This is a genomic window from Pseudomonas sp. HB05, from assembly GCF_016756915.1.
GTDB lineage: Bacteria > Pseudomonadota > Gammaproteobacteria > Pseudomonadales > Pseudomonadaceae > Aquipseudomonas > Aquipseudomonas alvandae.
The window spans coordinates 93,374-113,967 of record NZ_JAESPG010000020.1 but is presented as its reverse complement, the minus strand read 5'-3'; the positions used below and the strand labels follow the sequence as shown (position 1 = coordinate 113,967).

At 61.1% G+C, this 20,594-nt stretch carries 12 protein-coding genes and 1 pseudogene; 9 read left to right on the top strand and 4 right to left on the bottom strand.

Going from position 1 to position 20,594, the window contains the following annotated elements:
• The first annotated feature begins 32 nt into the window (after nucleotides 1-32).
• Nucleotides 33-926: an NAD-dependent epimerase/dehydratase family protein gene (locus JMN22_RS18415; RefSeq protein WP_202334974.1), complete on the top strand. Its 894-nt coding sequence runs from the start codon at nucleotides 33-35 to the stop codon at nucleotides 924-926.
• A gap of 152 nt (nucleotides 927-1,078) precedes the next feature.
• Here the strand turns inward: JMN22_RS18415 and JMN22_RS18410 are convergent, their stop codons facing one another.
• The gene (locus JMN22_RS18410) at nucleotides 1,079-2,524 is read right to left on the bottom strand and encodes a SulP family inorganic anion transporter (protein WP_198797654.1); all 1,446 of its coding nucleotides are present in this window, start codon (nucleotides 2,522-2,524) and stop codon (nucleotides 1,079-1,081) included.
• Nucleotides 2,521-2,862 carry a hypothetical protein gene (locus JMN22_RS18405; RefSeq protein WP_198797653.1) on the bottom strand — a complete coding sequence of 114 codons (342 nt, stop codon included), beginning with the start codon at nucleotides 2,860-2,862 and terminating at the stop codon, nucleotides 2,521-2,523. Before JMN22_RS18405 ends, JMN22_RS18410 begins: the two co-directional genes overlap by 4 nt.
• Between JMN22_RS18405 and JMN22_RS18400 the strand changes: the two genes are divergently transcribed.
• The 4 genes from JMN22_RS18400 (at nucleotide 2,861) to JMN22_RS18385 (ending at nucleotide 7,070) form a co-directional block, all read left to right on the top strand.
• Nucleotides 2,861-4,210, top strand: a complete 1,350-nt coding sequence (locus JMN22_RS18400; protein ID WP_198797652.1) for a GntT/GntP/DsdX family permease — start codon at nucleotides 2,861-2,863, stop codon at nucleotides 4,208-4,210. The two genes, JMN22_RS18405 and JMN22_RS18400, sit on opposite strands and share 2 nt — an antisense overlap.
• A 21-nt stretch (nucleotides 4,211-4,231) precedes the next feature.
• Nucleotides 4,232-5,092, top strand: a complete 861-nt coding sequence (locus JMN22_RS18395; protein WP_198797651.1) for a MurR/RpiR family transcriptional regulator — start codon at nucleotides 4,232-4,234, stop codon at nucleotides 5,090-5,092.
• A 1-nt stretch (nucleotide 5,093) separates the two neighbouring features.
• The gene (locus JMN22_RS18390) at nucleotides 5,094-6,560 is read left to right on the top strand and encodes an N-acyl-D-amino-acid deacylase family protein (protein WP_198797650.1); all 1,467 of its coding nucleotides are present in this window, start codon (nucleotides 5,094-5,096) and stop codon (nucleotides 6,558-6,560) included.
• Nucleotides 6,561-6,701: 141 nt separating this feature from the next.
• Nucleotides 6,702-7,070 (top strand): glyoxalase superfamily protein, encoded by a 369-nt coding sequence (locus tag JMN22_RS18385; protein ID WP_030139730.1) that lies wholly within the window; start codon nucleotides 6,702-6,704, stop codon nucleotides 7,068-7,070.
• Nucleotides 7,071-7,139: 69 nt separating this feature from the next.
• Here the strand turns inward: JMN22_RS18385 and JMN22_RS26885 are convergent, their stop codons facing one another.
• Nucleotides 7,140-7,844 (bottom strand): methyl-accepting chemotaxis protein, encoded by a 705-nt coding sequence (locus JMN22_RS26885; RefSeq protein ID WP_431147423.1) that lies wholly within the window; start codon nucleotides 7,842-7,844, stop codon nucleotides 7,140-7,142.
• 201 nt (nucleotides 7,845-8,045) lie between these two features.
• Nucleotides 8,046-8,924: pseudogene (locus JMN22_RS26880) on the bottom strand (methyl-accepting chemotaxis protein); the annotation flags it as partial.
• 394 nt (nucleotides 8,925-9,318) lie between these two features.
• Between JMN22_RS26880 and JMN22_RS18375 the strand changes: the two are divergent.
• From JMN22_RS18375 to JMN22_RS18360, 4 genes are all read left to right on the top strand, one after another.
• The gene (locus JMN22_RS18375) at nucleotides 9,319-9,990 is read left to right on the top strand and encodes a histidine phosphatase family protein (RefSeq protein ID WP_030139732.1); all 672 of its coding nucleotides are present in this window, start codon (nucleotides 9,319-9,321) and stop codon (nucleotides 9,988-9,990) included.
• A gap of 24 nt (nucleotides 9,991-10,014) precedes the next feature.
• On the top strand, nucleotides 10,015-10,863 hold the full coding sequence (locus JMN22_RS18370; protein ID WP_198797648.1) for a phosphatase PAP2 family protein: 849 nt from the start codon (nucleotides 10,015-10,017) through the stop codon (nucleotides 10,861-10,863).
• 314 nt (nucleotides 10,864-11,177) lie between these two features.
• Nucleotides 11,178-12,884 carry a ShlB/FhaC/HecB family hemolysin secretion/activation protein gene (locus JMN22_RS18365; protein WP_198797647.1) on the top strand — a complete coding sequence of 569 codons (1,707 nt, stop codon included), beginning with the start codon at nucleotides 11,178-11,180 and terminating at the stop codon, nucleotides 12,882-12,884.
• Between the two features lie 22 nt (nucleotides 12,885-12,906).
• Entirely contained in the window at nucleotides 12,907-20,589 is a 7,683-nt protein-coding gene (locus JMN22_RS18360) for a two-partner secretion domain-containing protein (RefSeq protein WP_236010375.1), read from the top strand.
• Nucleotides 20,590-20,594 lie beyond the last annotated feature (5 nt).

Genomic DNA, 20,594 nt, shown 5'->3' with positions numbered 1-20,594 from the left:
GTCCCATCACTTAGTTTGCCAAGGAGTTATCCATGAATGTATTCATCACCGGTGCCGCCGGTTTTATCGGCGGTTCCATTGCCACTGGCCTCGTGCGGGCCGGGCATCACATCACCGGCCTGGTGCGCAGTGTCGAGCAAGCCAACGAGTTGACCGCGTTGGGCATCACGCCGGTCATCGGTACCCTGGAAGACAGCGCGCTCCTGGCCGAACAGGCCCGTGCCGCCGACGCGGTGATCAACGCCGCCAGCAGCGACCACCGTGGTGCAGCCGAGGCGTTGGTCGAAGCCCTCAAGGGATCGAACAAGATTTTGCTGCACACCAGCGGTTCGAGCATCGTTGGCGATGCTTCGGGCGGTCGCGCCAGCGATGACATCTACCACGAAGACAACCTGCCACAACCCACCGCCGACAAAGCTGCCCGTGTCGCCATCGACAATCTGATCCTTGAAGCGGCCAAGCACGGTGTGAACTCGGCGGTCATCTGCAACACCTTGATCTACGGCCACAGCCTGGGTGTCAAGCGTGACAGCGTGCAACTGCCGCGCCTGCTCAAGCAGGCCCGTAAGAGTGGCGTGGTGCGGCATGTCGGGCCTGGTCAGAACATCTGGTCCAACGTGCACATCGAGGATGTGGTCGAGCTGTACACGTTGGCGCTCACCCGTAACCGGCCCGGCACGTTCTACTTCGTTGAAAGTGGCGAAGCGTCGTTTATCGAAATGACCACCGCGATGGCCCGGGCGCTGAATCTTGATGCGCCACAGGGTTGGCCGCTGGCGGAGGCCGAGGCCGAGTGGGGGTATGAAATGGCCAACTATGGGCTGGGCTCCAACAGTCGTGTGCGCGGCACGAATGCCCGTGAATTGCTCGGCTGGACGCCGAAGCGGACGTCGGTGGTGGAATGGATTCTTGATGAGATGGTGTGAGTCACACCGGAACTGGAGAGATCCACAGTAAAACATGAGACCTGTGGGAGCGGGCTTGCTCGCGAAAGCGGTGTATCAGGCAGCATTTTCGCCGACTGAAACACCGAATTCGCGAGCAAGCCCGCTCCCACAGGTTTTTGTTGGGTGTAGCTTTAGTCGTGCTGCACACCCGCGCGCTTGAGCATTCGCTTGCACCGCTCGGACAGGTGGAACACGCGCAGATGTTTGCCGGCCTTGCTGTAGCGCTCGCGCAGGGTCATCAGCGCGGCGACGGCGGAGTAGTCGACGAAGCGCAAGTGACGGCAATCGACCGTTACCAGGGCTGGGTCGCTGGCTGGGTCGAACTGGTTGAGGAACTGGGTTGTCGAGGCGAAGAACAACGTGCCGTGCAAGTGATAAAGCTTGCTGCCGTCCGCTTCCAGGTGCGCATCGGCGTACAGTTCGCGGGCTTGTTGCCAGGCGAAATTGAGCGCCGCGATGATGATCCCGCAAAGCACTGCGATGGCCAGGTCGGTGAATACCGTAATGATCGTCACTGCAACGATGACCAGCACATCGTTCGCCGGTACTTTGTTGACCACCCGCAGCGAGGCCCAGGCGAAGGTCTGTTGCGACACGACGAACATCACGCCCACCAGCGCCGCCAGCGGAATGCGCTCGATCAGCGGCGACAGGAACAACACGAACAGCAACACCATCACCCCGGCCACCACACCTGACAACCGCCCGCGTCCGCCTGAACTGAGGTTGATCATCGTCTGGCCGATCATCGCGCAACCGCCCATGCCGCCCAGCAGCCCGGAGGCCATGTTGGCCGCACCCAGCGCCACGCACTCACGATCGGGATAGCCGCGACTCTCGGTAATTTCGTCGGTCAGGTTCAGGGTCAGCAGGGTTTCCAGCAAACCGACCATCGCCATGATCACTGCATAGGGCGCGACGATTTGCAGGGTTTCCAGGTTCCAGGGAATGTCCGGCAAAGCGAACACTGGCAAGCCGCCAGCGATGTGCGCCATGTCGCCCAGCGTCCGGGTCGGCAGGCCAAGCAGATAGACCGCCAGGCCGACGCCGAGGATTGCCACCAGGGCCGGCGGCACACTGCGGGTCAGGCGCGGCAGCAGGTAGACGATGGCCATGGTCAGCGCCACCAGGCCCGCCATCAGGTACAGCGGGGCGCCGCTCAGCCAGGCGCCGTCACGCTTGAAATGCTCCAGCTGCGCCAGCGCAATCACGATGGCCAAGCCATTGACGAAGCCGAGCATCACCGGGTGCGGCACCATGCGCACCAGCTTGCCCAGCCGCAACAGCCCGAACGCCATCATGATCAGTCCGCCCAGCAGCACGGTCGCCAACAGGTATTGCACACCGTGCTGGACCACCAGCGCGACGATCACCACCGCCATCGACCCCGCCGCGCCCGACACCATCCCGGGCCGACCGCCGAACAACGCAGTCAGCGTGCAAATGATGAATGCGCCGTACAGCCCCATCAGCGGGTTGAGGTGGGCCACCAGGGCGAAGGCGATGCATTCGGGGAGCAAGGCGAAAGAGGTGGTGAGGCCGGCGAGGGCGTCGGCGCGAAGACGTGCTGGTTTCATGGTTTACCTGACTGGGCGCCGACGGAGAGTCGGCTGCCGGGGAAGCGGTGTAAAAACAGGTGCGGATGGTACGGAATTGAGTGCGGGGCGACCAGCCGTTGGTCGATTGGGTTGATGAACTTGGGTCTGCTGCGCAGCCCAGCGGGAGCAAGCTCCCTCGCCACAAGAACGATGAAAGTCTTGCGCTGGATTTTCATCAACGCCGTGTCGCGATGTCCGTCAGCGACATCTTTTGTCTGTGCGCGAAAATTACTTTCAGCCGGTTTGAAAAATCCAGGTCGAAATGATTTATGACTTTCACAACACATCGACGTCACCCCATTCGAGGAGTCACGCATGGCACCTGCTTTCGGATATTGGCTACTGGTCTACGCGGCCATCGCCATCATTGCGCTGATCGTCCTGATCGCGCGCTACCGGCTCAATCCGTTCATCGTGATTACCCTGGTGTCCATTGGCCTGGCGCTGCTGGCCGGGATGCCGCCCTCGGGTGTGGTGGGCGCTTACGAGGCAGGTGTCGGCAAGACCCTGGGACACATCGCGCTGGTGGTGGCCTTGGGCACGATGCTTGGCAAGATGATGGCCGAGTCCGGCGGGGCCGAGCGCATGGCGCAGACGTTGATCGAACGCTTCGGCGAGCGCAACGCCCACTGGGCAATGGTGTGCATTGCCTTCCTGGTTGGGCTGCCACTGTTCTTCGAAGTCGGTTTCGTGCTGCTGGTGCCTATCGCGTTCACCATCGCCCGGCGCGTGGGCGTGTCGATCCTGATGGTGGGGCTGCCGATGGTCGCCGGGCTATCGGTGGTCCATGCCCTGGTGCCGCCGCATCCGGCGGCGATGCTGGCGGTGCAGGCGTTCCAGGCCTCGGTGGGGCAGACCTTGCTGTACGCGATCCTGATCGGTATTCCCACTGCGATCATCGCCGGCCCGCTGTACGCCAAATTCATCGTGCCGCGCATCCAGCTGCCCGCTGAGAACCCGCTGGAACGGCAATTTCTCGACCGCGAGCCACGGGCCAATCTGCCAGGCTTCGGCATAACCCTGGGGACGATCCTGCTGCCGGTGATACTCATGCTGATCGGCGGCTGGGCCAACCTGATCTCCACACCGGGCAGCGCGTTCAACCAGTTCCTGCTGTTCATCGGCAACTCGGTGATCGCTTTGTTGCTGGCGACCATCCTCAGCTTCTGGACTCTCGGCCTGGCCCAGGGCTTCAATCGCGAATCGATCCTCAAGTTCACCAATGAATGCCTGGCGCCGACCGCCAGCATCACCTTGCTGGTCGGCGCCGGTGGCGGCTTGAACCGGATTTTGGTGGACGCCGGGGTGACCCAGCAAATCGTCGGCCTGGCTCAGGAATTCCAACTGTCACCGCTGGTCATGGGCTGGTTGTTCGCCGCGTTGATGCGCGTTGCCACCGGTTCGGCCACGGTAGCGATGACCACCGCCTCGGGCATCGTCGCGCCTGTGGCGATTGGCCTGGGTTATCCCCATCCCGAGTTGCTGGTGCTGGCGACCGGGGCCGGGTCGGTTATCTTTTCCCACGTCAACGACGGCGGCTTCTGGCTGATCAAGGAATACTTCAATATGACCGTCGCGCAAACCTTCAAGACCTGGACCGTGCTTGAAACGCTGATCTCAGTGGTCGCATTCGCCTTGACGCTCGGGCTTGCGCGTGTGCTTTGACCGACATTGCAAGGAACCGTCATGGACATCCTCTACCAGATCCGCTCCCGCCAGGATTCCTTCAGCGCCGGCGAAGGAAGAATCGCCCGGCTGATGCTCGACGACGTAGGCTTTGCCGCCTCCGCCAGCCTGGAAGAGTTGGCCCTGCGCGCCGAAGTCAGCAGCGCCACGCTGTCGCGCTTTGCCCGCACCGTCGGCTGTCGCGACCTGCGGGACCTGCGCCTGCAACTGGCCCAGGCCAGCGGTGTCGGCAGCCGTTTTCTCGACCCGACCGGTGCGCCGGAACAGTCGGCTTTTTATGGTCAGATCGTCGGCGATATCGAGTCGACGTTGCGCCAGCATCTGTCGGGCTTCGAAGAGTCGCGATTCGGCGATGCCGTGCGGATGATCGGCAAGGCACGGATGATCCACGCATTCGGCCTCGGTGGCTGGTCGGCGCTGTGCGGCGAGGAGTTGCAAGTGCGGCTGGTGCGTTTTGGCTACCCGATCGCCGCCTGCCGCGACCCGGTGATGATGCGCATCACCGCCACCTCGTTGAGCGACCAGCATCTGGTCATCGCCTGTTCCCTGACCGGCATCACGCCGGAGCTATTGAGTGCTGTTGAACTGGCCCGCAGCTACGGCACCCCGATCCTGGCCATCACCCGCGCCGACTCGCCACTGGCCCAACTGGCAGATTGTGTGCTGCCCCTGCAAGGCGCCGAAACCCCTTTTATCTACAAACCCACGGCCGCGCGCTACGGCATGTTGCTGGCCATCGACGTGCTCGCCACCGAGCTGGCGCTGGCCCATCCCGAAGACAATCAAGAGCGCCTGCGGCGGGTCAAACTCGCACTGGACGATTACCGTGGCGGCGATGATCACCTGCCGCTGGGAGACTGAGATGCTGTACGACACACTTATCCGCAATGCGCTGGTCATCGATGGCAGCAACATCCCCGGCTACCGCGCCGACGTAGCGATCCACGGCGGTCGCATCGAGCGCATTGGTGAGTTGCGCGAAACTCGCGCGCGGGAAGAAATCGACGCCGCCGGCCGCGTGCTGGCGCCGGGCTTCATCGATGTGCACACCCACGATGACACGGTGGTCATCCGCCAACCGCAAATGCTGCCCAAGCTCAGCCAGGGCGTGACCACGGTGATCGTTGGCAATTGCGGCATCAGCGCATCCCCTGTCAGCCTTCGGGGTGATCCGCCGGACCCGATGAACCTGCTCGGCCCGGCCCGGGCATTTGCTTACCCACGCTTTGCCGATTATCGCGGTGCGGTAGAAGCGGCGACACCGGCCGTCAATGTGGCCGCGTTGGTCGGTCATACGGCGTTGCGTAGCAATCACATGGATGATTTGTTGCGCACAGCCTCGGTAGGAGAAATCACTGCCATGCGCCGGCAACTGCGCGAAAGCCTGGAGGACGGTGCGCTGGGCCTGTCCACCGGCCTGGCTTACGCCAACGCCTTCTGCGCAGCCACTGATGAAGTCATGCAACTGAGCGAGGAGTTGGCAGCGTTCGGTGCTGTCTACGCCACCCATCTGCGCAGCGAATTCGAACCGGTGCTCGAAGCCATGGACGAGGCTTTCCAGATTGGTCGACATGCGCAGAGCCCGGTGATCATTTCCCACCTCAAATGTGCTGGCGCCGGTAATTGGGGGCGTAGTCCACAGGTGCTCGCCGCGTTGGAAAGCGCGGCTCAAAACCACCCTGTCGGTTGCGATTGTTATCCCTACGCCGCGAGTTCTTCGACCCTGGACCTCAAGCAAGTGACCGATGCCCATCGCATCACCATTACCTGGTCGACGCCGCATCCGCACATGGGCGGTCGAGACCTGACGGACATCGCGGCTGAATGGGACGTGTCGCTCCTCGAAGCTGCACGTCGCCTACAGCCAGCGGGTGCGGTGTACTACGGCATGGACGAAAGCGACGTAAGACGAATCCTCGCGCACCCATTATCGATGGTTGGCTCCGACGGCCTACCCGAAGACCCTTTTCCCCACCCTCGTCTGTGGGGCGCTTTTCCGAGGGTGCTGGGCCATTTCAGCCGAGACGTTGGGCTTTTTCCTTTGCACACCGCCGTGCACAAAATGACCGGCCTTTCAGCGGCGCGCTTCGGCCTGAAGGCGCGAGGTGAAATCCGTGAAGGGCACTGGGCGGACCTGGTGTTGTTCAATCCCCAAACCGTTCGCGACGTTGCTGATTTCAACACGCCACAACGGGCTGCCGAGGGCATCGATGGGGTGTGGGTCAATGGCGTCCTGAGTTATCGCGAGGGACAAGCGAACGGCAAAAGAGAAGGGCGTTTCCTGGCGCGTGAAGGCGATCTGCGCCGGGGTTTTCAATGTGTTCAGTAGCGTTTGAAGGCATGTAGGTGCTTGGGATTGCTTTAATTGGCGCCACAATAATGGCACTGCGACACTAAAGAACCTGAATTAAAAGCCGAAGCAGTGGATTCAACCCATCTAGACTGGGTCTTTTCAGCCAGGGAGCAACCCATGAGCTTCGGTAAAATCACTCCAATCCTGCGGATCTTCGATGAAGCCAAGGCGTTGGCGTTCTATGTCGACTTCCTGGGCTTTACCGTCGACTGGCAACACCGCTTCGGTGACAACTTCCCGCTTTATCTGCAAGTCTCCCGGGGTGACTGCGTATTGCACCTGTCCGAGCATCACGGTGATTGCACGCCGGGCTCGGCGCTGCGAATCGAGACCGACGAGCTGGAAGCCTTCCAGCAGCAATTGCTCGCCAAGCAATACCGCTACGCCCACCCACAAATCCAGGCCATGCCCTGGGGTAGCCAGGACATGGCGATCAGTGATCCGTTTGGGAATCGATTGGTGTTTACCAATGCGATCAGTGTGTGACAGGCGCAAGAATGCTGCTGCATGGGCTGTTTGCCCGCCTCCAGAAAAGAGGCGGGCAAACGCATTTCGTCAAACCCTGAAATGGCTGACCATTTGCTGCAACTGACCACCCAACCGCGCCAGTTCAACGCTGGACGCTGCGGTTTCATCGCTGGCGGCGGCGGTCTGTTCGGACACGTCGCGCACGTTGATGATGCTGCGGCTGATCTCCTCGGCCACGGCGCTTTGCTGTTCGGCGGCCGCGGCGATCTGCTGGTTCATCGACTGGATGTTCGACACCGTGCGGGTGATGTTTTCCAGTGACACACCGGCCTTGCGGGTCAGGGCCACGCTGCTGTCGGTGAGGTTGCGGCTGTTGTTCATCACGGCGGCCACTTGCTGGGTGCCGTTCTGCAGGCCGGCCACCAAGCCTTCGATTTCCTCGGTGGATTTCTGCGTACGCTGGGCCAGGCCGCGGACTTCATCGGCGACCACCGCGAAGCCACGTCCGGCTTCACCGGCGCGGGCGGCTTCGATGGCGGCGTTGAGTGCCAGCAGGTTGGTCTGTTCGGCCACGGCCTTGATCACGTCCATCACTGCACCGATCTTGTCGCTTTCCTGTTGCAGCACGCTCATGGCGTCAGTGGAACGCACCACTTCGCTGGCCAGGCGTTCGATCTGGGCGATGGCTTCGTTGACCACTTGATCACCGGCCCGCGCTTCGCCGTCGGCGGCGGCTGCTGCTTGGGAGGCTTCTTCGGCATTGCGCGCCACTTCCTGGACCGTGGCGGTCATCTCATGCATGGCGGTCGCGACCTGGTCGGTCTCGACTTTCTGGCTGTTGACCCCGGCGCTGGTCTGCTCGGTGACCGCCGACAGTTCTTCGGCGGCGCTGGCGATCTGGGTCACGCCGTCGCGGATGCCACTGATCAGGTCGCGCAGGGTCACGCCCATGCGGGCGATGCCCTGTTGCAGCACGCCAAGTTCATCGCGACGGGTGACGATGACGTTTTGCGACAGGTCGCCACCGGCGATGCGTTCGACCACGGCGAGGGTTTCACGCAGCGGGCGGGTGATCTGGCGGGTGATGACCACGGCCGCGATGATGCCCACCAACAAAGCCAACAACGTACTGACCAGTTGCAGCGTGCGGGCCTGGGCGCTTTCAGCGTCGCGACGGTCGAGCTGGATCTGGTACAGCTGCTCGCTCAGGGAAACGATGGTCGCGCCCTGGTCGGTCATTTCCTTGCGCGCCTGCGCCACATCGGCCATGGCCATCTTGAAGGCCTGCACGGCGCTGCGGTATTGGGTCAGGGTCGTTTCCAGCTGACGCAGTTCATCCTGCCGAGCGTTGGCGAAATGTTCGTTGAGCGGCTTGAGCGAAGCGATGGCGGCGTCGAGTTGGGCGAAGGCCTTGCGTTCGGTATCGGCATTGCTGTTGGCGGTGTAGCCGCGGACTTCATAGCGGGCCAGCATGAATGCCTGCTTGGCCTGGGTGATGGCCTGGAATTGCGCAAAGCGCTCGTCGCTGAGGGCCATCTGCTTTACGTCGGAATCGATGCTTTCGATCAGCTTGTAGGCCGTCTCGGCGTTCGCGCCCATGACATCCCGGGCACTGTTGCCGGTGCGGTAGGCACTGCGCATTTTGTTCAGTGATGTCTGGTAGGCGCTGATGGTCGCGCTCTGCTCCTTGAGCAGCTTGACGTTCTCGGGGCTTTTAAAGCTGCTGAGCAACGCGTTTTGTTGCGCCACGAAACCATCGAGGGTGGTCTGCACATTCTGTGCGGCGGTCTCGTCACCGTTGGTCAGCATGTATTGCAGGCGAGTGACCCGCAGTTTGGTCAGGCCAGCGTTGAGCTGGGTGATGTCGCTCATCCAATTGCTGCGGTCGATCAAACCGCCCAGGCTGGTCCAACTGGTCAGGGCCAGGACGCAAGTCAGTACCAGCACCAGGCCAAAGCCCAGGCCCAATTTCATATTGACGCTAATGTTGCCAAACCAGCTATTCATCAAATTCCTCCAGGAACGTTGCGCTGCTTGATCATCGGTTGGCTGGAAGATTGTTGTTTTTAAGAGCCAGCAAAAACGTTTAACAGGGCTGTATCGGCGGCCACCCATGAATCTGAAAATTTTTTTTGTATAGGCAATCCCGGGTTGTCGCCGAGCGCGCCAAGCTTTTTTTCACATTGGTTTCACTGCCTGCCTACGTCTACGTCTTTACCGTCTCGCCAACGAAATGACTGGTTGGGTGCCGTCGGGGCGGCTTGATGTGGAACTGAGACTGAGCCTTTTTGGCGTGACGCGCTCGATTGATACGAGCTGGCTTGTCCGCTATCGAAACGCGGCGGTGATCCTGGCTTCGGCAATGCTGGTGATTCCGCTGACCCTTTGGCTGCTGGGGCCGGCAGCGGTGCCGGATCTGGCCCATGGCAATATTGTTGGCGCCCGGGCGCTGGCTGATGGCTGGGCCAAGGGGGAGATGATCGTGCTGGTGCGCCACGTCGAACGATGTGATCACTCCAAGGCCGTGTGCCTGGGGGATCCTTCGGGAATCACCGACCGTGCCCGCGCCGTTGCAGTGGGCCTCGGCGCGCGGTACGAGCAACTCGGCCTGGAGAATGCGGACATTTATAACAGTCCGCTGGTTCGAGCGACCCAGACGGCTGGGTACATGTTCAACAAGGTGAGCACCGGCGACGATTGGCTGAGCCATTGCCGCCATGACCTGCTGCGCAATGCCCTGGTCCACAAGGTGCCTGGGCGCAACCTGATCCTGGTCACCCACAGCGAATGCATGCAGGCGATGGAAACCGAGCTGCGGCGACCTGTTTCGGCGTTTGGCTATGGCGCTTCGTTGTTTGTATCCGTCGCCCAGCCACAAGCTCCTCGGCTGCTGGGTTTTATCGAGGCGTCCGACTGGCGCTCAATGAAGTTTCAGTAACCTTTCCCACGATTAGGACCGCTCATGCTGACGTCTGCTCGCGTTCGTTTTTACCGGCTCAACCTCGGAATACCCCTGGTCTGTGCGGCGGTGGTGTTCCTGCTGTTCGACATGACCCGCATCGACATCGCCTTCAGCGATCTTTTCTACGACCCGCTGCACCAAGTCTTTCCGCTGGGGCATGTACGGCTGTTCGAACAAATCACCCATAAGTGGGCCAGGGTCATTCCGAACTGGACTGGCGAGGCGGCCATTATCGGGGCGCTGTTGTCGTTCGTCTGGCCGCTGTTCCGGCCGGAAAAGCGCCCAGGGCTGCTTCGTGTCCTGGATAAGATCCGGCTGACCAAACCGCTATGGTTTGCCCACAGGCACCGTCGCGATTTTCTCTATGTTGTCTTCGCCTTTTCCCTCAGCACAGGCGTCATCCATTACCTCAAGGGCCACACCAGCGTGTACTGCCCGGTGGAAACCACCCAATACGCGGGGAAGATCGAGCACAAGGAGTGGTTCCAGAATTTCGATTTACTGAAAGTCGCGGGGGACGGTCGTTGCTGGCCCGGTGGCCATGCTTCCGGTGGTTTCACGATGCTGGCGCTGTACTTCGTTGCCCGGCGCTATCGCTGGCGTCGCTCCAAAGCCCTGATGTACGGCGCGCTGGCCTTGGGATTTGTCTACGGCACGACGCGAGTCCTACAGGGTTGGCACTACATGTCCCACACGTTCTGGGCGGGAATCTTCGTCTGGTTGAGCTGTTGGCTGATGGCAATGTTTTTTTACGGGCGCGCAGTCTTGGAACAACCCTTGTTGAAGACCGCGTCGCCCAAGGTCAAACCTAGCTTGACCGTGCTGGGCGATGCGCAGCCTGCTCCATGAATCGCGGGCAAAAAAAAGCCCGCGGGAGAGCGGGCTAAAACCTTAGTTTCTTGAATGAGCGAGGGGGGACTGTACCGGATCGCATAAACCCATGGGGTGAAGAAAAGTTCATGCGGGCTCAGCTTGATGGGTTCCTGATAGAGCTTTGTCAACGAGGTGATTTCGGACGTGTCCTGTGAGATACGTCTCTTTTTTGGATAGAAATATGCCCGCTCTCTGAACCGAAGGCGATACGCAAGGTCTGGTGTGCGCGAAGCAGGTCGATTTGTCCTGCTCCGCAATCTTGTTGTCGCTTTTGTATCGAGGGATCGAACATGTCCGTGTCTGCCTTAAGGACGAGGCTCGTCGTCGCGTCGCTGTGTTTTTTTGCGATGGACCTTGCCGTGGCCGCGCCAACCCCTGGCGACACAGACCTGATCCGCGAGCGCCAGAATCGCCTGCTCGAAGAGCAGCGTCGGCGCCTTGAAGAACTCAAGGACCTGCCAGGCAAAGAAGCAAAGCCGGTCCAGCCGACCAAACCTGCCGATACCCGTTGTTTCCCCATCAAGACCATCGAGCTCAAGGGCGCCGACGCCTTGTCCGAGCGCGAGCGCCAACGCTTGCTTGCCCCCTACATCAACCAATGCCTGGGCGTGCCGCAGCTTAACGAGTTGCTCAAGACCATTACCGATGCGTACCTGGAAAAGGGCCTGGTCACGAGCCGTGCCTACTTGCCGCAACAGGATTTGTCCAGCGGTCACCTGCAAGTGCTGGTGGTCGAGGGGCGACTTGAGGGCCTGAAGGGCGCCGAGGACAGCGGACTCTCCGAGCGGGAGCTGGCGATGAGCTTTCCCGGCAAGCCGGGCGATCTGCTCAATCTGCGGGACATCGAGCAAATGGTCGACCAACTGAACCGTTTGCCATCCAACAGCGCCCGCATGGAGCTGACGCCGGGGCAGAACATCGGCGGCAGTGAAGTGCTGGTCCAGAACACCCCACAGAAACCTTGGCGCGCCGGCCTGTCACGGCATAACGACGGGCAGAAGAGCACGGGCGAGCAGCAGTGGGGAGCCTCCCTGGACTGGGACAGTCCTTTGGGCTTGGCCGATCAGCTAGCCTTGCGCGGTGGTCACGATGCCATAAGCGACCATCAGAAAACTTCACGCAACGCCATGCTCTATTACAACCTGCCCTTTGGCTGGTGGAACCTGAGCTACACCTACAGCCAAAGCGAGTACCGCGCGCTGGGCCAGGCCAACGGATTCAACTTCAAGCAGAGCGGCGACAGCCAGAACCATCAGGTGCTCCTGGAGCGGGTGGTGCACCGTGACGCGGTGAGCAAAACCTCCCTGAACACGGGCCTGGCGTACCTGCGCACCAACAATTTCATCGAAGACAGCAAGCTCGCCGAGAGCAGCAATCGCATCAGCGAGGCGCAGTTCGGCATCAACCATGGGCGACGGATCGGCAATGCCTTCGTCAACCTCGACCTTGGCATGCAACAAGGTATCGGCGCCCTCGATGCCCAAGGCGATCACGAGCCGGGGCCTGGGCTGCCGGATGCACGCTATCGCAAATACACCGCCACCCTCAGCTATCTGCAAGCCTTCCAAGTGTGGGGCGAGTCCTTCAGCTTCAGCAGCCTGATGACCGGCCAGCGCAGCGAAGACGCGTTGTTCAGCCCGCAGCGCATGAGCCTCGGCGGGTTGTCTTCGATTCGCGGCTACAAGGACCAGACGCTGGCCGGCGACAGCGGTGGCTACTGGCGCAACGACCTGCGCTGGAGCCGCCCGGTGACGCTGCAATGGCTGCGCCCGGTGTTCGCCGAGTACGGCACCAGCCTTGGTTACGACCAAGGCGTGATTCGCGGCGATCGCTACAACGGTAGCGAGCATGGCCGCATGTCGAGCAACTCCCTGGAGTTGTTCGCCCGCGGTGAACACCTGAGCGCCAGCGTCACTTTCGCCCATTCCCTGGAACGTCCAGACGCCCTGACCGAGCGCGAAGCGCCGATCTACTTCCGCCTCGACCTATCCATCTAATTCGCTGCAACGAGACCCGATCATGGACGACCGCCAATACGCCTTCCTGGCCCGCCAGCCCGGTGCTGCCCTGAAAACCCGTGATGCCTTCTGGGGCATGCCCAAGCGTGGCCTGGCGTTCCTGCTCGCCAACGTCATGTTCTGGCAACCGCTGTGGGCCCAGGCCGACGGCATCGTCGTCAGCGCGCCGGGCACCAGTCTTGGCAAGGCGGGCAACGGCGTGCCCATCGTCAACATCGCCAAGCCCAACGGCAGCGGCCTGTCCCACAACAAATTCAGCGACTACAACGTTGGAAAAAACGGCGTCATCCTCAACAACGCCACCAACCCCGCCCAACCCACGCAACTGGGCGGGATCATCCTCGGCAACCCGAACCTCAAGGGCACGGCGGCCAAAGTCATTCTCAACGAGGTCAACGGCGGCAACCCCAGCCAGTTGCGCGGCTACACCGAAGTGGCGGGACAGTCGGCCCATGTCATCGTCGCGAACCCGTATGGCATCACCTGTAACGGCTGCGGCTTCATCAATACGCCAAAAGCGACCCTGACCACGGGCAAGCCGATCATCGAAAACGGCCAGTTGAGCCGCTATCAAGTGGATCAGGGCAGCGTGGCCATTGAAGGCGCGGGCCTCAACGCGAACAACGTCGACCGTTTCGAAATCATCACCCGCAGCGCCAAGATCAACGCCGAGATCCAGGCCAAGAACCTGACGATCGTGGCCGGACGCAATGACGTCAACGCCAACACGCTGAACGCCACGGCCCGTGCAGACGACGGCAGCGCCAAACCCGAACTGGCGATCGACTCCTCGGCGTTGGGCGGCATGTACGCCGGCGCGATCAAGCTGGTGGGCACCGAAGCGGGTGTCGGGGTGAAGCTGGATGGCAAGATGGTTGCCAGTGGCGGGGATATCCAGCTCGATGCGAATGGGCATTTGAGTCTGGCGCAGACAGCGGCTGCCGGCGCCATCGACATCGAGGCCAAGAGCCTGGAGACCCGTGGCCAGGTGTATGCCGGTAGCCGGCTCGAAGTCAAAACCCAGGGTGACCTGACCAGCCAGCAGAACCTGGTGGCGCGCGACAGCATTCACCTGGACAGCGGCGGCACGCTGACCAACAACGGCATTATCGAGGCCGGGGTCAACGCCGATAACAGCCGCAATACCACGGGGGATGTCACCCTCACCGCCAAGCAGTTGAACAACGCAGGCAAAACCGTCATCGCCAGTCGCGACCTGAATGTCACGTCCACCGCTGCGCTGAATAACCAGGGCGGCACGCTCAGTGGGCAGGGCAAGACCACCGTCACCGGCAACGTTGTGGATAACCGCAATAAAGGCCGGATCCTGGGTAACACCGAACTGCACCTGAGCGCCGATCAAGTCCTCAACAGCCAGGGCGGCCTGATCAATAGCCAGGGCCTGCTGACGGCCAGCCTGGGCCATTTGGAAAACAATGCAGGTGAACTGTCGAGCCTGAACAGCGCGACCCTGGTCCTCGGCAGCCTGGACAACCTGACCGGCCTGGTCATGGCCGGCAAGAACCTCGACATCACTAACACCGGCGCGATCAACAACCGGGGCGGCGAGCTATCCAGCCAAGGCGTCATGACCGTGCGCACCGCCAGCCTGGACAACAGCAACAAAGGCACCGTGGCCGCCAATGGCAAGTTGCTGGTCAGCGCCACCGGCGCGGTCAACAACGCCGAAAAAGGCCTGCTCGCTAGCCGTGCTGCCGAGGTCGAGTTCGATGCTGCCAGTCTGAATAACGCCAAGGGCACGCTGCAAGGCGAGGGCCTGGTCACCGTGGATGTATCCGGCGACATCGATAACCAGGGCGGCAGCATCATCGCCAAGGACGCCAAGCTGAGTGTCTTTGCCACCAACCTGGACAACCGTGGCGGCGTGCTGTCCAGCGTCAAGGCCGCGCTGGAAGCACGCACCACCGGCGTGCTGAAAAACGGCTACGACGTGAACCGCCAGGGCGGCACGATCCAGGCCCAAGGACTCAGCATCCAAGCCTTGGCTGGGCTGTTCAACGACGGCGGACGCATCGCTGCGCAAGCCGGCGATGTCGTGGTCACCAACGCAGCGGCGGATATCAACAATCGCAACGGCGGGATATACGCCACGGGCAAGGTCTGGGTCACTGGCCGGGGCATGGACAACAGCGGCGACGGGCAGGTCAGCGCCAGTCGCATCGACTTTGACCTTTCGGGGGCGCTGAACAACAACTCCGGCATTATTGAAAGCCAGGACAGCCTGGACATTCTGGCCGCCAGTTTGAGCAACCAGAAAGGCCAACTGCGCACCCTGGGCCAGAACAGCACCACGGCATTCAAAATCGGGGGGCTGTTCGATAACAGCGACGGCACCCTCGAAACCGCCAGTAATGATGTGGGCTTCATCACCGGCAGCGTCCAGAACGTGGGTGGCAAGCTGCTGCACACCGGCCTGGGACTGTTTGGTATCAGCCAGGCCAACCTGGGCCAGGCGGGTGGGCAACTGGTGACCTACGGTAACCTGACGGTGACAGCTGACCGCTGGACCAACAGCACCGCGATCCAGGCCGGCCATCTGGTGGTTCATGTCGATCAACTGACCCAGACGGCCACCGGCCAGTTGCTCAGCGCCGATAGCATGGAAGGCCGCGGCAGCAACTGGCGCGTGGACGGCCTGATCGGCAGCGACGGGGCGATCGATCTGCAGCTGACCGGTGCCTATACAGGCAATGGCCGCTTGAGCAGTCTCGGCACCTTGGGCCTCAAGGCGGCACTGATCAACCTGGAGCAAAACGGCAGTATCGCGGGCGGCGGCAACACAACCGTCGTGGTCGATGGCGTCCTCAACAGCTACGGTCGCCTGACCTCGGCGGCGGATATGAGCGTCACGGCCGCCACGCTCAACAACTACGGCACGCTGGGCAGTGCCGGCGCGCTCGGCGTAACGACCGGTGATTTGCTCAACGAACGCGGATTGATCTTCAGCGGCGGTAATACCAGCCTGCGCGTCAACAGCCTGACCAACCGCTATGCCGATATCTACAGCCTGGGTGACCTGAGCATCGATCGCGACGGCCTCGGCACCCGTGCCAGCCGCATCCTCAACAGCTCCGGCACGCTGCAAAGCGACGGCAACATGCGCCTGGCGGCCAGCACGATCGACAACATCCGCGAGGTCTTGACCACCCACGATGCAGGCATCTACACCGCCTCGATCAGGGAAGTGACATGCATCGAAGGGTACAACGCCGGGGATTGCAGCGGTGGCAAGGAAAACCACGTCTGGCAGATCGTCCAGCGCGACAAGTTCGAAGTCACCGCGGCCAGCGCCGCCTCCAGCATCACCACCGGCGGCAACCTGAATATCCAGGGCGACACCCTGACCAACCGGAGCAGCAGCATCGGCGTCGGCGGCGCATTGACCGCCAACCTCGTCAGCCTGGACAACATCGGCATCGAGACCGGCGAAATCGAAACCTCGCGCACCTTCAGGTCCGAGCGCACGCGCCACCCGAGTGGCTGGCGCGCCGCTGCCAACGACTTTACCAACAAATACTGGTTGCAGAGCCCGGGCTACAACGCCAACGACCTGGGCGGCCTTGAAGCAGCGATGAGCCGCTTCATCGGCATGACCGAACGTGAGCTACCGCAGTTCCACACTCAAACAACCACCACCGATAACCAGACCTATGCCGCGATTATCCAGGCCGGTGGCGCCGTCGACATTCCTACCCAGGGCGACCTCAACAGCGGCGTCGTGCGTGGCGGCTACAACTACGTCGGCGCCGGCCCGCGTACCGACACCCAGGCCGACAACGCCTTCTCGACCCGCATCAGCGTCAATCGGCAACTCCCGCCAAGCCTGACCCAGCAACAGGTCGATCCACTGGCCCTGCCGGGCTTCGACTTGCCCACCGGGCAAAACGGCCTGTTCCGCATGGGCGGCGACGGCTCCACCACGCCAACCCAAGGCACGGGGCTGACGCAAGTGCGTGGCCTGCCGGATCGCTCGTTCCAGGCCAACCCGCAAAAATACCTGATCGAGACCAACCCGGCGCTGACCGACATGCGTCGCTTCATGAGCTCGGATTACCTGCTGTCGAATCTGGGCTACGACCCGGACACCGCCGCCAAGCGCCTGGGCGATGGGTTCTACGAACAACGCCTGATCCAGCAAGCCGTGATCGCCCGAACCGGCCAGCGCTTCCTCGACGGCCAGACCTCCGACGACGGCATGTTCAAGTACCTGATGAACAACGCCATCGCCAGCAAGGACGCTCTCAACCTGTCCCTGGGCGTGAGCCTGACCGCCGAACAGGTTGCGGCCCTGACCCATGACATCGTCTGGATGGAAACTCGGACGGTGAATAACGAGCAGGTGCTGGTGCCGGTGCTGTATCTGGCCCAGGCCAATCATCGTCTGGCGGCGAATGGGGCGCTGATCCAAGGCTCGGACGTCAGCCTGATTGCTGGCAAGAACCTGAACAATGCGGGCACCTTGCGGGCGTCCAGCAACCTGAGGGCGACGGCGGGCGACAGCCTGGTTAACAGCGGGTTGCTGGAGGCGGGCAATCGGCTTGAGGCGTTGGCGGGTAATGACCTTACTAACCGGGCTGGTGGGGTTATTGCTGGGCGGGATGTGAGTGTTGTGGCCCTCACCGGCGACGTGATCAACGAACGTACAGTTACTACTCACGAAAGCAGCAGCGGCTACCGCACCGAACGCACCGACTTCATCGACAGCGCCGCCCGCATCGAAGCGGGAAACAACCTGGGCGTCAGTGCCGGGCGTGACATTAACAATGTCGGCGGTGTGCTGAAAAGCGGAGCCGACACCACGCTCAATGCCTCGCGCGATGTCAATCTCATTGCCGCCGAACGCATCACCAGCGGCACTCGCGGTCGGCATCGTGACCAGGACATCAAACAATATGGCTCCAGCCTCGACAGCGGCCGCGACCTGACCGCCAATGCCGGCCGCAACCTCACCGTCGTCGCCAGCCAGATCGATGCCAAGCGTGACGTCACTCTCGCCGCCAAAGAAAACTTGACCCTCGCCTCGGCAGCGGATGAGCAGCACTCCTACGACAAGTCCAAGAAGGTCACCAGCCAAGAGGATCATGTCATCCAAATGGCTTCGACGGTCAAGGCGGGACGCAACGTTGCCTTGAGCGCGGGGCAGGACCTGGCGCTGATTTCCAGCAAGGTCAACGCTGCAAACGAGGCCTATTTCGTGGCGGGTGGCAGGCTTGAGCTGCTAGCTGCGCAAAACAGCCACTATTCGCTGTACGACATGAAGAAGAAAGGGGGCTGGGGAAGCAAGAAGACTCAGCGGGATGAGGTGACCAAGGTTACGCATGTGGGCAGCCAGATCATTACGGGCGGTGACTTGGTATTGCTCAGCGGGAGCGACCAGCGTTATCAGGCGGCCAAGCTGAGCAGCGGCAATGACCTGACGTTACAGAGCGGCGGTTCGATTACCTTCGAGGGTGTCAAGGATCTGAGCCAGGAAAGCCATACAAAGAGCGATTCAAGTCTGGCTTGGAACTCGATGAAGGGGAAAGGCCATACCAACGAAACCTTGATTCAGAGCCAATTGCAAGCTCAGGGGAACGTGGCCATCAAAGCGGCCGATGGCTTGAACATCGATATCAAGCATATCAACGAGAAAACAGTCAGCCAGACCATCGATGTCATGGTCAAGGCTGACCCCAAGTTGGCGTGGCTCAAGGAGGCCGAGCAGCGAGGGGATGTGGATTGGCGGTTGATCAAGGAAACTCACGAGTCGTTTAAGTACAGCCACTCGAGCCTGGGGCAGGGCGCGATGTTGGCAATCATTATCATCGTTACCGTGCTGACGGCGGGTACTGCAACTGCCGCTACAGTCGGCGCCAGTGCTGGCAGCGCCGCTGCTGGGGCGGCAACTGCCGCAGGTGCTTCAGCTGCCACGGCTGCGACCGTAGGCGCTGCTGCATCGGCCGCCGCCACGGCGAGTTTTTCGGCAGCAGTTGCGCAAACGGCGGTCAGTACGATCAACAACAAGGGTGACCTGGGGGCGACCTTCAAGGACGTCTTTTCGTCAGATAACCTGAAAAACTACGTAATCGCCGGGATCACGGCCGGTTTTGCCAAGGGCGTCATCGACCCCGCACTCGGCGGCAATACAGTGCCGTTCAACAACCTCACCAAGGGTTTTGATTTAAATACGCTTCAAGGAGTGGGTGGTTTTGCGCTGCACGCCGGGGCTCAGGGTGTTGCGGGAGGCATCATCAAAACCGCTATCAATGGAGGTAGCCTCGGTCAGAACCTCCGTGATGGGCTGGTCTATCAGGCAAGTACCGTCGCAGCGGCGACAACGTTCAATTTTGTCGGTGGTTATGCACAGGACCATTGGCAAACCGCGAAGAATGCAGGCGATACCACAGGCATGGCCATGTGGGCCGAAGGGGGCGTCGCTCGTACTGCCATGCATGCATTGGCGGGAGGAGCGATTTCCAGCGCTACCGGCGGCGACTTCAAGACCGGGGCCATCGCGGCGGGTGCCAGCCAGGCCATGGCTGGAGAACTCAATGCCATTTTCGATACACAGCCTGATTTGCGACAAGCGGTTTCTCAGATCGTCGGTTTGACGGCAGCCGGTCTTGCTGGCGGCGATGTCGAGAAAGCCTCTTGGGTCGCATTGATGGCTGACGAATACAATCGCCAGCTTCACCAGAAAGAGACCGTTGCACTTGAGAAACTACAAAAGGAAACACCTGAAAAATCCTATGAACTGAAAGCGGCTGCGTGTGCTCTGGTTCATTGCTCCGCCTCGGTTCCGGTGGACGATCCAAACTACCAGGCGGTCAAAGCGCTTGAGGCGGATGGCAAGGGATTCTCAGGTGCGCAAAGCGCGCTGATTGCGACCGGTGCCTATGACGAATATTCGAAATGGGACCAAGCCAACGATGACTTGCTGCTAAACGACAAGGAGCTCAGACAGTCGTCCCAGGCAAGCCGCGCGGTACTCGGCGCGATAGGGGCAGCGGCAGGGTTCGGCGGCGCGATCCTCTCCACGCCCGCTTGTATCACCGGAGCCGGTTGCGCTATACCTGCGTTCTCCGGTCTGGGCGGCGCCGCGTCGTTTGTCGATGGGTGGCAGGCCACAGGGCAGTTGTTCGCTCCTTACGATTACACGCAAGGAAGCAAGGTACTCGCATCGTTCGACAGCGCGACTTATCCTGGCGACGTAAACCCCCTCCGCGACTATGGAACCGAGGCCGCTAAGGCGGCGATGGAAATCGCGCTGCTCAAGGGGGCTGGGAAGTACCTTGATGGGAGTGGGGCGTCGGTACTGGTTTCGGGGGTTAAAGCAACAGGTCCGATTGTACCTGACGTAATTAGTCCCACTTATCGAGAGCTTCAGGGGTTAAACAAAGGATTCCAAGCGCATCACACCTTGCCTCAATATTTGGGAAAGATGCTTGGGTATACGAAAAATGACATGCTGGATCACCCAGCGACTTTAATTACCCAGTACTCTCATACGGGAAAGGTGAATCCTGATGCAATGCATAAAGCTATCAGTAAATATTTACCTCCCATGGTGGGTGGTAAGCCGGCTACGTATACTTCTGGGCAGATAAGCTCCGGGTTGCAGAAAGCCTATGGCGATATAGGGCGGCCCGAATTGTTTGACTCAATCAAGCATTTGATTAAATAGGTATG